Origin of the sequence: Pseudomonas sp. NCCP-436 (assembly GCF_019656335.1) — a bacterium.
Lineage (GTDB): Bacteria > Pseudomonadota > Gammaproteobacteria > Pseudomonadales > Pseudomonadaceae > Aquipseudomonas.
On sequence record NZ_BPLZ01000004.1, the window covers coordinates 182096 to 194305 of the forward strand.

10 protein-coding genes and 1 pseudogene are annotated in these 12210 nt (G+C 62.8%); 2 read left to right on the forward strand and 9 right to left on the reverse strand.

Annotated features, from left to right (window positions below; genetic code table 11):
- Positions 1-11: 11 nt before the first annotated feature.
- On the reverse strand, positions 12-1403 hold the full coding sequence (locus tag NCCP436_RS06660) for a transglycosylase SLT domain-containing protein (protein WP_220803190.1): 1392 nt from the start codon (positions 1401-1403) through the stop codon (positions 12-14).
- Positions 1404-1667: 264 nt separating this feature from the next.
- On the opposite strand from NCCP436_RS06660, the gene NCCP436_RS06665 reads away from it, so the two are divergent.
- Together NCCP436_RS06665 and NCCP436_RS06670 are read left to right on the forward strand one after the other, a co-directional pair.
- Complete coding sequence (locus NCCP436_RS06665; RefSeq protein ID WP_220803191.1) at positions 1668-2474, forward strand: TatD family hydrolase; 807 nt, start codon at positions 1668-1670, stop codon at positions 2472-2474.
- A gap of 111 nt (positions 2475-2585) precedes the next feature.
- Complete coding sequence (locus NCCP436_RS06670; protein WP_220803194.1) at positions 2586-4055, forward strand: methyl-accepting chemotaxis protein; 1470 nt, start codon at positions 2586-2588, stop codon at positions 4053-4055.
- 61 nt (positions 4056-4116) lie between these two features.
- Here NCCP436_RS06670 and NCCP436_RS06675 read toward each other — a convergent pair whose 3' ends face one another.
- The 8 genes and pseudogenes from NCCP436_RS06675 to NCCP436_RS06705 form a co-directional block, all read right to left on the reverse strand.
- Positions 4117-4914 carry an acyl-CoA thioesterase II gene (locus NCCP436_RS06675; protein ID WP_220803195.1) on the reverse strand — a complete coding sequence of 266 codons (798 nt, stop codon included), beginning with the start codon at positions 4912-4914 and terminating at the stop codon, positions 4117-4119.
- A gap of 214 nt (positions 4915-5128) precedes the next feature.
- Complete coding sequence (locus tag NCCP436_RS06680) at positions 5129-7114, reverse strand: DUF3488 and transglutaminase-like domain-containing protein (RefSeq protein WP_309295053.1); 1986 nt, start codon at positions 7112-7114, stop codon at positions 5129-5131.
- Positions 7111-8067 carry a DUF58 domain-containing protein gene (locus tag NCCP436_RS06685; protein WP_220803197.1) on the reverse strand — a complete coding sequence of 319 codons (957 nt, stop codon included), beginning with the start codon at positions 8065-8067 and terminating at the stop codon, positions 7111-7113. The genes NCCP436_RS06680 and NCCP436_RS06685 overlap by 4 nt, the downstream gene beginning before the upstream one ends.
- Position 8068: 1 nt before the next feature.
- Positions 8069-8986, reverse strand: a complete 918-nt coding sequence (locus tag NCCP436_RS06690) for a MoxR family ATPase (RefSeq protein WP_220803199.1) — start codon at positions 8984-8986, stop codon at positions 8069-8071.
- 97 nt (positions 8987-9083) lie between these two features.
- The gene (locus tag NCCP436_RS17785; RefSeq protein ID WP_375709477.1) at positions 9084-9959 is read right to left on the reverse strand and encodes a methyl-accepting chemotaxis protein; all 876 of its coding nucleotides are present in this window, start codon (positions 9957-9959) and stop codon (positions 9084-9086) included.
- Positions 9942-11051 (reverse strand): annotated as a pseudogene (locus NCCP436_RS17790) (HAMP domain-containing protein); the annotation flags it as partial. The pseudogene NCCP436_RS17790 and the gene NCCP436_RS17785, both read right to left, overlap by 18 nt.
- A 148-nt stretch (positions 11052-11199) precedes the next feature.
- Complete coding sequence (locus NCCP436_RS06700) at positions 11200-11805, reverse strand: flavin reductase family protein (protein WP_220803202.1); 606 nt, start codon at positions 11803-11805, stop codon at positions 11200-11202.
- Positions 11805-12083 carry a hypothetical protein gene (locus NCCP436_RS06705; RefSeq protein ID WP_220803203.1) on the reverse strand — a complete coding sequence of 93 codons (279 nt, stop codon included), beginning with the start codon at positions 12081-12083 and terminating at the stop codon, positions 11805-11807. Before NCCP436_RS06705 ends, NCCP436_RS06700 begins: the two co-directional genes overlap by 1 nt.
- Between the last annotated feature and the right edge of the window lie 127 nt (positions 12084-12210).

Genomic DNA, 12210 nt, shown 5'->3' on the forward strand with positions numbered 1-12210 from the left:
AGTCGCGACGTCTATGGTTCCAGCAGATAACGCTCGCGGTCATAAGCAAGGTAGTACTTGTTGACCGAGTTGACATAGCTCACCACACCCATGCCAACCTGCTCCATGGCTACCCGCTCCACCTGGAAGAACCACTGATTGGGATTAAGCCCCTGCCTACGCGCCTCGGCTCGCAGGCTCTGTACCCGCTGTGGGCCGAGATTGTAGCCGGCCAGTACAAAGGCTATACGTTCACGCTCGTTAAGCTGTGGGCTGTTGAAGAAGTTGCGCCGGATCATCGCCAGATAGCGACTGCTGGCGCGGACATTCCCATCCAGGGTATGGATGTCACTTACCCCGACGCTGCGCGCAGCCACCGGAGTGACTTGCATCAGCCCTGTAGCTCCGTTGGCACCTCGGGCCGCCGGATTGAGGGTAGACTCCTTGAACGCCAGCGCCGCCAGCAGCAGCCAGTCGAACCCCTGCTGCCTGGCATGTGTCTGGAGTACGGAGCGCACCTTTTCCAGACGCTGACGCTCGACGCGGCCAAGGGGCGAATGCACCTTATACAGTCGCCGGTAAACCCGCTGGAAAGCCGCATCCTGGTCAGCGGGGCTCTGATACTGGCTGAAGAAGCGGTCGATGCTGGCTCGCAGAATCGGGGTATCGGGACGCACAAACCACTTCATCTCCCCCCCCTCGGCCAGTACCAGATGACGGTCAATTCGCAGCTTGGGCATCACCTTGGCCCAACGCTCGGCGATCGGCAGCTCTACCGCGGTACGCTCGAAGATGCCGGCCTGCACCATCTCCAGCACATCCTCCACCGCCAGAGTCGGATCCACCCACTCGATCACGATAGGCGGCAGCTTGCGCGCTGCCAGTTGCCGATTGATCTCGCGCAGAGCCTCACCTACAGCACTACCAGCAGGCAACGACAGGCTGCGTCCGGCCAGTTGATCGAGATCGCGGTAATGCCGGTTGCCCTGCTTGGAAACCAGTACCAAGGGTACATTGCGGCGGATAGCTGCACTGGCACTGACATCGTGCCCGGTGCGCACGTTGAGCAGCTCCCCCGGGGCGACCAGATCGCCCTCACCGCGCAGCAGAGCGCCAAGCAACTGATCCTTGGCCTTGGGGATGATCTTCAAGGTCAGCCTTCGGCCTTCTCTGGCATTGCGGTTAAGGTACTGCTCGAACGCCCGCAACCGGTGATATTCCACACCAATGCCCTGCCCGCGCACGCTACCCGAGCTGTTGCGACTCTGGTTGACTAGCACGCGCAATTCTCCGCTGCTGCGAATCGCCGGCAGATCACGGACGCTGCGAACCGGGCTACTTACTTCCTGCGGGCCGGCCAGGCGCGCGCTGACAGGCAGCGGCAGCATGGCCAGAAGGCAGAGGATCAGTAGCAATCGCGGCATCGATTCTCCAGCAGCGGCATCCGGCCGCCCAGCTCGCTCAGGGTTCGTCGCCGACGATCCGCCGACGCGCGACAGACCGCCTCCACTCGGGCAAGTTCCTCTAAGCCCGCCGAGGCGCGGAGAGTGGCACAGGCAGGCGCCACTGCGCCACCCCGGACGCTGTGCGACCTTGCCAAGCAGTCATCAAGCCATTGTTTTTCCTGCCTTTTCAGACGAACGGCCAGTGTCTGCTATGCTCACCATCCGAGCTGTCAAGGTGAAGTCATGCAACTCATCGATATCGCTGTCAACCTCTCTCATCCAAGCCTCGCCAGCCAGGCTCCGGAACTGCTGGAAAGAGCCTATGCCGCCGGTGTGTGCCAGATGATCCTCACCGGCACCAGCCTGTCCGAAAGCCGTGAAAGCCTCGAACTCTGCCACCAGCTGGATGCGAGCGGCCAGCGCCTGTTCAGCACTGCCGGCGTACATCCGCACGATGCTGCCAGTTGGGATGGCAACAGCAGTTCGGCACTGCGGGCATTACTGACTGAGTCGCAGGTACGCGCTGTCGGCGAATGCGGGTTGGACTTCGACCGCGACTTCTCGCCTCGCCCGGCACAAGTTCGCGCACTTGAGGAGCAACTGGCGCTGGCCGTCGAACTACAGATGCCGGTATTCCTCCATGAACGCAACGCCAGCCAGCGCATGCTGGAGATCCTCCGCGAATTCCGAGACCGCCTGCCGGCTGCCGTCCTGCACTGTTTTACCGGCGAGCGCTGCGCCCTCTACGGCTATCTGGATCTCGATCTGCACATCGGCATCACCGGCTGGGTCTGCGACGAACGACGCGGCACACATCTGCATCCACTGCTCGGCGACATTCCGGCCAACCGGCTGATGCTGGAAACCGATGCACCTTTTCTGCTGCCGCGCACGCTGCGTCCCAAACCACGTAGTGGACGCAACGAACCGGCGTTTCTCGGCGAGGTTCTGCGTGAGGTAGCCAGACACCGGGGACAAAGCGAACAAACCCTGGCGCAACAGACTACGGCATGCGCTCGCGCATTCTTCACCTTGCCGACCATACTCTAGAGCCTGACAACGATATGCATTGATGGACATCAAGAATCCGGGGCAGCAGCCGACTCATACTGCTGATAGCATTTAGCCAATACCGGCCACAGCGAGACGGATAACTACAGCATGAGTGCCTGGATCAGCGATCTTTCTCTCAAGTACAAATTCTGGGCGGTGAACGCCGTCGTTTTCGTCATCACCCTGATGCTGGTGCTGTTCGCACTGCATACCGAGCAGCAGGCACGCACTATCGATGCCCGCCAGGCTGCTGTTGAGCAGGCGCAACTATTGCGCCACTGGCCCAAGGATACGTCACTACCTGCCCTGCCCGGGCTGCAACAGCTACAGGGCAATGCCAGCTTGCCTGGCGCCCGCGGCGCAGCCGATGCCAGCGGTTGGCAGGTGCTGGAGCACGATACCCTGTTTGGCGACCATCCAATCGTCGGCGCCCAGCGCGTTGCCCTCGCCGACGGCCGCCAGGTGGCCGTACTGGCCCGCGTGCCCAGTCTGCTGAACCTGTTCACCGAGCATGCCCCAGCCTATGCCGTGGCCGTCGCCGTGCTGATGCTCCTGCTGCTGGCTGCCTCGCAGTTGCTGATCCGCTTCCTGCTGGTACACCTGAACCGCCTCAAGGACGTGATGCTGCAAGCCGAGCGCAGTGGCGACCTGTCACTACGTGCCCCTCTCAACAGCCGTGACGAAGTCGGTCAGATGGCCGCAGCCTTCAACGCCATGCAGGCTGGCTACCAACGCGTAGTCGGCACCGTCGGCGAAGTTGCCTCCCAATTGAACGGTGGTACTCGCAGCATGGCCGAGCGCATGAACAGCGTGCGTCAGGGCATGCTCAGCCAGCAAAGCGAGACCGATCAGGCAGCCACTGCCATCAACGAAATGTCCGCTACGGTGCAGCACATTGCCGAACATGCGGCTACCACCCGTGATCAATCGCACAACGCCGATCAACTGGCCCGCGCCGGCCAACGGGTGGTCGAACGAGTCGAACAGTCCATCGCCGCCCTGTCCCAGGGCGTGCGCCAGAGTGCCGGTAGCATCGAACGACTGGCCGAGGACAGTCAGGACATCAGTCGCGTAGTGGGCGTGATCCACGGCATTGCCGAGCAGACCAACCTGCTCGCCCTCAACGCCGCCATCGAGGCGGCCCGGGCCGGCGAAATGGGCCGTGGTTTCGCCGTGGTGGCTGACGAAGTACGCAATCTGGCCAAGCGCGTACAGGACTCCACCGACGAGATCACCCAGATGATCGGCAGCCTTCAGGCCGGCAGCCGCGACGCCGTGGAATTCATGCGCGAAAGCTCGGAGAACGCCAACCACTGCGTGCAACTGGCGCAGGAAGCGGGCGAGTCGCTGGCGGCCATCACCGCTGCCGTGGCCCTGATGCGTGACAGCAACACGCAGATTGCCGTGGCTGCCAACCAGCAAAGCCAGGTGGCAGAGGAAATGAGCCGCTCGGTTGTGGGCATCCGCGACGTCACCGAGCAGACCGTGGCACAGACCGTGGAAACCGCGGCTACCAGTCAGCAGTTGGCCCAATTGGCCGAAGAACTGAGTCAGGCAATCAGTCAGTTGCGTTTGTAAGGCATCCAGCGGGCGGCGGCCCCTGCCGCCCGTGGTTCTTATGGATCAGAGCGCACCCAGCTCAGCCAAACACGGTGACCGTCTGCCGGCTCAGGGCGATCAGTTCGCCGGCTGCGCTCCACAACCCTGCCGCCACATGGCCGTAGCCGTCGCGGGCATGTTCAATTTCGGCCCGGTACAGACACCAGTCGTCAGTGTTCAGCTGCGGCAGCGGCTGGACGAACTCGATAGTCCAGGTCAGCGAACTGCCAGGCGCAGGCTGCCTGAGGTGCGACAAAACCGCCGGCGGCCAGGCGTCGACCAGCGCAAGCAAATGTGCCTCGGTCATAGTCTGCACCACTGGCTCGTCACGCAGCCGTACCCAGCCGCCCATCTGGCGCGATCTGTCATGGCTGAATGGCATACCGCCAAGCCCCCAGCGCATGGCCAGGTAACGGGTGAAAGCCGGCGTCACCCCGGGGATGAAGGGCAGCTCGCGGCAGTCCTCGGGAGGTGCGATCTGCGGAGCCGGCAAAGCCTCGACCATCACGTTGGAAGTGCGCGCCGCTCCAAAGCTGGCCTGTACCAGCGTCATCACCTGGCCATTCTGGATCGCCCGCAGACACAGCTGACTGACCGAGCTGCCCTCACGCAACACTTCGACCTGCAGCTCCAAAGCCGTATCGGCGGCCACCGGGCCGACAAAGGTGGTAGCCAGCGAACGCAGCGCCCGCCCCTTCGGAACCCGCGCACGCAATGCCTCGTAAGCCAGTGCCACCACCAGTCCACCGAAACTCGCCCGGCCCTGCCCCCACTGCGCCGGTATCACCACCGCTGCAGGGTCACGGCGCACAGCTTCGAGCATCTCGGAAAAGCGCATATACACCTCATGACAGGTCAAGGCTGTCCATCTTAGGTTCTGCAGGAAATGCCGTCGAGCGCAGGCCTGGCAAGACAAAGAGCATTCAGCGGCACCTCGACATGCTATCGGGCGCAGGATCGCAAAGATGAAGGCGCGCCTGCAGAACCTGCACAGACTCCAGACCATGGTTGATGAGCCGGATCAAGTGTGCACAACAGGTTGCCTGCTGATGCTAGTGCCGCACTCGCCATGGCAACGCCCGGCGCAACTCCCTCAGGGCCCGCCGCAAAGCCCGCGGTGAGGCAGGCGCACTCGCATAGCGTTGCTGCTCAAAGCAATCGGCAAAGGCCTCGATCAGCTGCGCCTGCTGCGGTAAGGCAAGTGCGGCTCGCCGGGCAAAACTGCGTGCCCCCTCCCCTGGCAGGCGCTGCACGCCATGGCGGGCCATCTGGCGTTCAAAACCTTGCCAAAGTCGCCCCAGCAAATCCGCACGGTGGCGCCAGGGTTTCAGGAGCCAAAGAGCCAACACCCCCAGCGACAACGTCATCACGCCAGTGATCAGCAAAGCCAGGCGCTGCCAGTCGAGGGTACCGAACCAGCCATTCAATAACCGCAGCTGCTGGTCACCCTGATAGCCCAGAACCCAGCGCTGCCAGCCGTAATTTAGGCCATCCCAGCTCAGCCGTAACTGATTGAGCCAGGCCAGCTCGCGGTATCGCAACGGCGAGAATGGCTGATCACCTAGAAAGCCTTCCTCGCCGGCCAGTGCCTCCTGCGAGCCGTTCTCGATACGCTGCGGCGCTACCTGGAAGGTTGGATCGACACTGCGCCAGCCACTGCCCGGTTGCCAGTATTCGACCCAGGCATGGGCGTCGAACTGGCGTATCTGGAAATAGTTGCCGGCCGGATTGAATTCGCCGCCCTGGTAACCGGCCACAACCCGCGCCGGAATACCGGCGGCGCGCAGCACGAAGGTCATCGCCCCGGCATAATGAGCGCAGAAGCCGCGACGCGTGTTGAAGAGAAAATCATCGATACTGTCGCGCCCTAGCGGCTGCGGATTCAGGGTGTAAACGTAAGGCTCACGATTGAAATGCTGCAGCAGCGCTGCCACCAGTTCGTCTGGATTGGAGTGACGGGCCTGCAGCTCGGCGGCCCAGACGCGACTGCGCGGGTCACCCTCGCGAGGCAGCGCCAGGGCACGCTGCAGACTGGCCGAATCAACCTTGATGCCGCGCACGGCCTGCGGCCAGGAATGCGCCTGATAAAGCAGAGTACGCTCCACCGGACGCCGCAGCTGCCAGCGGAAGTCCTCCATCATTCGCGCATCATCCAGTGCCAGCTCGGCCACATCCAGAGCAAACAGCCAGGGCTTGCCGCTGGGCTGCATGACAATGCTGTAGTCGAGGCGCTCGCCGCGCTGCTGCCAGTCTGCCGTGCGCGGGCTTTCACCACGCGCGCCACGTGACCAGCGCCGGCCATCGAAATGCTCCAGGGTCAGAGCCCGCCAGTACAACTGTTCACGTGCCGGGGGCTGGCCATCGAAGCTGGCCCGAAATACCAGTTCCGGCGAACGACTGAGCTGTGCTATATCCGCCGGATCCATGCTGTCGGAAAGACCGGTGACACCCTGGTTGCCAGGCATCGGCAGCGACCACAACGGTCCGATACGCGGAAACAGCAGAAACAGCATCAGCATCAGCGGCAAGGCTTGCAACAACATTCCACCAGCCAGCCGCAAAGTTGGCCAGGGTCGCTCGAGCAGACTCGCAGACTGCAAACCGATCAGCGCGGCCAACAGCGCGGTCACCGGCAGCAGGCTGTAGAGCGCAGCCAGCAGACCGTCCTCGAACAGGTAGCCGGTGACCACGCAGAAGAAACCAAGAAAGACCACCACCAAAGCATCACGCCGGCTGCGCATCTCCAGCAGTTTCAGAGTGAAGGTGGCAATCAGCAGCAGTACCGCTGCATCCAACCCTACCAGGGTGCCGCGCGACAGGAAAATGCCGGCCAGCACCAGCAGTAACAATCCGCCTTTGATCCAGGCTCCGGGGTAGCCCGCCCGCATGCGAAAAATGCGTACCCGCCAGACCGCCGCCGCCAGCCACAGCAGGCTGATCCACAGCGGCAGGTGCAGCAAATGCGGCAGGATCACCAGAACCTGCGCCACCAGCAGCCAGCTCAACGCTACCCGTGGAATACCCGGCAACCGGCTCATACCGGCTCTCCGAACAGCGCCAGTGCTCGCAGACACGCCTCGCGGTGGTCAGAGCCGGTATCCGGGGCAAGCGGCGCCTGGCCAGGCAGGCGCAGTCCGAAGCTCTGCCGACGTTCGCTCAGCACCAGCACCCAGTGGCACAGGCACGACAGGCGCAGCTCGCAATCGCCGTCGAAGGTATCGAAATCCAGCCACAGGTCGCGCCCGCCAAGACTGGCGAAATCCTTGACCAGCAGTCCCTGACCGCGCGAATAGGCTTTCCAGTCCAGCCGCCGCCTTGAGTCGCCAGGCTGGTAGTCGCGCAGCCCCAGAAAGTCATCGGCGCCGACATTACGCAGGCGCATGCCTTCCTCCTGCTCATCGGCCTCGCCGGCCGACAGAGGCAAATCTCCCGGCAGCGGCTGAGGATAAACCAGCACGACCTGATCCAGATCCACCCAGCTCCAGGCAACCAGCAGACCGAGCGGAAAGCGACTTTCCACCCGCAGGCGCTCCGGCCGCATCCATCCGCGCCGGCTCGCCAGCACACCCAGCTCGACCTCAGCCTGCCCGCCGGCCGACACATCGCACAGCTGTAGCCCGACCGTCGGCCAACCCAGCGCCACAGCACAATGCCCGCGCTCGCCCCCCTCCAGACGTACGCGCAGGCACGCCTGCTCCCCAGCAAACACTGCCGACGCACCACCGGCCTTGAGCACCAGCCCTGAGAGGTTACGGTAGGTATGCAGGATAGTGACAACAAACACCGACAACAGCAGAAAGGTAAGAGCGTAAGCCAGGCTGTTCTGGTAGTTGATCCCCACCAGCAACATCAGCAGCAGTACTCCGGCGAAAGCAACCCCTATCCGGCTGGGCAGGATAAAGATGCGTCGCTGGTTCAGCTGCACGCTGGTGGCTGGCGGGATACGCCGGGCCAGCCAACGCCGCCACAGCGGTTTCAACGCTGCCTGCATATCAAAGCGCCGGCACTTCGCGCAGCAGACATTGCACCAGGCTGCCACCGCCATGACCACTCGGATCGGCCCGTTCACGCAAGCGGTGCCCCACCACCGAAGGCAGCACGGCCTGTACGTCCTCGGGGATTACGTAGTCGCGCTCGGCCAACAGGGCCCAGGCCCTTGCTGCCGCCAGCAGTGCCAGACTGGCACGGGGCGACACCCCCCAGGCGAATTGCGGCTGACTACGGGTGGCCTCGACCAGCCGCAGCACATAGTCGACAAGCGCATCACTGGCGCGAATTCGTGGCACCTCGGCCTGGATCCGCGCCAGTTCGACACGATCGAGAACCGGCTCCAGGCGCGGCAACAGATCACGCCGCGCATCGCCCATCAGCAGCGCACGCTCCGCCGCCTGAGACGGATAGCCGAGCGACAGGCGCATGAGAAAGCGGTCGAGCTGCGATTCAGGCAGGGCAAATGTTCCACCGCTGCTGACCGGGTTTTGCGTGGCGATGACGAAGAACGGCTCCGGCAGTGGCCGGGTAGCGCCCTCGATGGTTACCTGCCCCTCTTCCATGGCCTCAAGCAAGGCGCTCTGGCTCTTCGGCGTGGCCCGATTGATCTCGTCGGCCAGCAGCAGCTCGGCGAATATCGGCCCCGGATGAAAGATGAACTGCCCGCTTTCCCTATCGAACACCGAGGTACCGAGGATGTCGCCGGGCAACAGATCCGAGGTGAACTGGATACGCTGGAAGCTCAGCCCCAGCACCCGCGCCAGAGCATGGCTGAGAGTGGTCTTGCCCATTCCGGGCAGATCCTCGATCAACAGGTGCCCACGTGCCAACAGGCAGGTCAGAGCCAGACGAACCTGCATCTCCTTACCCAGCAGTACGCCATTGACGGCCTCGAGACAGGCTTCCAGTTTGCTTCGCATCGTTTGCTCCTTACATGCACAAGGTCGATGCTACTGGGCCACCTCTATGCGGCAAAGCGCTATGAAACCTTTGCTCACGAATCCGTGAGACGGTGCGCTATGTCAACCGGAACTGACCGGCCATGGCCTGCAACTCCTGCCCCAGCTCGGCCAGTTGGATACTCGAAGCGGCGGTCTCGTCCATGGCCGTGGTTGACTGGTCGGCGATATCACGAATCGAGGTGACGCTACGATTGATTTCCTCCGCCACCGCAGTCTGCTGTTCAGCGGCTGCGGCAATCTGCTGGTTCATTTCGGCAATCTGCGCTACCGCCTCGGCAATCGCAGCCAGAGCTGTTTCGGTCTGACTCGCCTCGGTCACGGTCAGGCCCACCAGGTTGGCGCTTTCCTGCATGTCAGCCACCGCGCGGCGACTGCCTTCACGCAGCGCGGCGATCAGCGACTCGATCTCGGCAGTGGACTGCTGGGTACGCCGGGCCAACGCTCGCACTTCGTCTGCCACTACAGCAAAGCCACGGCCCTGCTCACCGGCCCGGGCCGCCTCAATGGCGGCATTGAGCGCCAGCAGGTTGGTCTGTTCGGCCACACTCTTGATTACTTCCAATACTGAATCAATGCGTTGGGTATCATGACTCAGACGCTCGATACTGGCGGTGGCAGCGTCCATAGACAACGAAAGCTGCTCGATGCGCTGCAGCGTCTGGCGTACCACCTGACTGCCTCTGACGACGCGCTGGTCGGCCTGTCGGGTTGATGCCGCCGCTGCTTCGGCATTGCGTGCCACCTCATGGGCCGTGGCTGTCATCTGACTCATGGCCGTAGCCACCTGCTCCGTTTCCTGCTTCTGCTCACTGACACCCTGGCGAGTCTGCTCGGCGGTGGCCGAGAGCATCTGGGCGGATCCGGAAAGCTGCGCCACGCCGCCTTGCAACCGCCCCACCATGTCACGGAGATTGCCCGCCATACGGTGCATGGCAGCCAGCAGCTGACCAATTTCATCGCGCCGCTCCAGTGTCGCCCGAATGCTCAGGTCACCCTCCGCCACCGCTTCGGCCAGACCGATCACCCGCTTCAGCGGGCGCACGATGGCCAGACAGATAAGCGTCGCTGCCCCCAGGCCCAACAGCAGCGCCAACCCTGCCGCCAATACGATCAGACTGCTACTGGCCTGCTGTCGGGCCTGCATCGACCGGCGCTGCGCAGCCAGTGCCTGGTCGACTCGTTCCAGCAACTGCTCGACCTGCACTTCCAGTTGCTGGTACACCTCCTTCTGCAGTTGCAACTGCTTCGCATATTCGCGGATTCGTTCGTTGAAGGAGTCGACGTTAACCACCACCTCGCCGAGTACGGCGGAATAACCAGGATCGTCCAGCCCGTCACGCAGTTGTGCAGCCAGCACCTGCGCCTCGTCGGCCTGGGCGATTTCGCCCTGTTCGTCACTATTACCGCGCCGACTGGCCTCCAGACGCTGCCGGGCCTGAGCCAGCGCCTGCAACAGCAACTGATGAATACGTCCCACCTGACCGGCCTGCAACACCGAGTCTCCCCCCTGCTCGCCCTGACTGCGCCGAAGTAGGTCGACACCGTCCTCGGCCAGCCCTTCCTGCAGCAGATCGAGGCTATTGGCGGCACTAACCACCAGCCAGTCAGCAGCCTGCAACGACAGTTGCAGACTGTCGGTCAGCTCGACATAGCGGGCAAAGGCGTTGCGATAGTCCTCCAGCGCCGGTTCGACCTGAGCCAGAATCGAGGCACTCTCGCTATCGAGCTCCAGTAGCAGGGACGCTCCGGCTTCGTTGATGGCCTGCGCCTGCTCCAGCAGGTCCTGGGCATGCTGGCTGTTTCCGGTACGGGCGAAGGCCTGGTCAGTCAGGTGCAAGCGCAGCACCTGCTCACCCAGCGCACTCATGCGTTGCTGGAGCTGCACACCGGTATGCACCTCGCGTAGTGCCAGCAGTCCGGTTACCGCCACCAGCGCAGTCAGACCAAGCACCAGCGCAAACCCGAGCATCAGCTTGCCGGCCGTACTCAGGCTCGCCAATCGATTCAGCAACGAGCCACCCATAACATTCTCCCTGCATTTTTTGCAGTCGCCCCAGATTACGGAACATAGGAGCGCAGCCGTGCTAGCTACAAGCCATCAATCAGCAGTATGGCTGAAAGAGCTAACCGGACGTCGTTTTCAGGATGGTTTGCGCACAGCCCCCGTCAGTTCAGGGCCGCAGCATATGAAACAACTCGCAGGTTCGACTGTAAGCGCTGCCACCAAGACGCCCGATCAGATCGAGCTTGAGCGGATCAATGCGGCCCTGCTGGTCGAGCACGGCATCATCGACATGGGCCAGCAGCACCTCGGCAAAGATCAAGTGGCAATTCGGCTGCTGCGCCGGATATGGCTGGATCTGTGCTACCCGACACTCAAAGGTTACCGGGGAGCCGGCCACCCTCGGTACGTTCAGCCGCTCGCATGGCAGGCAGGGAATACCGCAGCGAGTGAACTCACTGACCTCGGGTGGAAGAATCTCGGCACTGGCATTCATCATCTCAGCCTGAGCAAAACTCACCAGCTGAATCGCCAGCTCGCCGCTGGATCGGGCATTGCGCAAGGTGTCCTTGAGAGTGCCATCATCACGACTGCTGACGTTGACCAGCAGGGTCGGCGGATCATCACTGATGACCTGGAAGAAACTGAACGGCGCCAGATTGGCCACCCCGTCCGGGGATCGGGTGGAAACCCAGGCGATCGGTCGTGGCGTGATGCTCGAAGCCAGCCAACGGTAGGCCTCCAACGCACTGAGACGGGAGAAGTCGAGCAGCATCAACGCCCCGCTCGCGATTCGCGGATATAGAAGCGGGCACGCTCGGACTTGCTGGTGCAACCTTCGTAGGCCTCGAACTGCTGCTGGGTCTTGGCCGCTGTCAGCAGGGAGAGTGCCTTGGAATAGCTCACGGTACCGGCAAAGCCTTCAGCCTCGGCGATGCTCAGTTCCTTCCAGGCTGCATCCAGCTGGTTGGCGCAAGTCTCACGGTACAGGGTCTTGCCCGCACAGCCGCTCAGAGCTACCGCCAGCAGCGGAAAACAGATCCAGAGTTTCATTTCGACCACACTCCTTCCACGGATAGGACTACAGGTTAACCCGGTCTATGACGCCGGGTAGCGGGGAAAGTGCCCGGTGCCCGGCCACTGCAGGGGGCGGGAACCGCCGTCGGATTCTAGCAAAGAG

Coding starts and splice junctions, on each gene's coding strand:
- NCCP436_RS06660 (WP_220803190.1), bottom strand. CDS start 1,403: ATGCCGCGATTGCTACTGATCCTCTGCCTTCTGGCCATGCTGCCGCTG.
- NCCP436_RS06665 (WP_220803191.1), top strand. CDS start 1,668: ATGCAACTCATCGATATCGCTGTCAACCTCTCTCATCCAAGCCTCGCC.
- NCCP436_RS06670 (WP_220803194.1), top strand. CDS start 2,586: ATGAGTGCCTGGATCAGCGATCTTTCTCTCAAGTACAAATTCTGGGCG.
- NCCP436_RS06675 (WP_220803195.1), bottom strand. CDS start 4,914: ATGCGCTTTTCCGAGATGCTCGAAGCTGTGCGCCGTGACCCTGCAGCG.
- NCCP436_RS06680 (WP_309295053.1), bottom strand. CDS start 7,114: ATGAGCCGGTTGCCGGGTATTCCACGGGTAGCGTTGAGCTGGCTGCTG.
- NCCP436_RS06685 (WP_220803197.1), bottom strand. CDS start 8,067: ATGCAGGCAGCGTTGAAACCGCTGTGGCGGCGTTGGCTGGCCCGGCGT.
- NCCP436_RS06690 (WP_220803199.1), bottom strand. CDS start 8,986: ATGCGAAGCAAACTGGAAGCCTGTCTCGAGGCCGTCAATGGCGTACTG.
- NCCP436_RS17785 (WP_375709477.1), bottom strand. CDS start 9,959: ATGCACCGTATGGCGGGCAATCTCCGTGACATGGTGGGGCGGTTGCAA.
- NCCP436_RS06700 (WP_220803202.1), bottom strand. CDS start 11,805: ATGCTGCTCGACTTCTCCCGTCTCAGTGCGTTGGAGGCCTACCGTTGG.
- NCCP436_RS06705 (WP_220803203.1), bottom strand. CDS start 12,083: ATGAAACTCTGGATCTGTTTTCCGCTGCTGGCGGTAGCTCTGAGCGGC.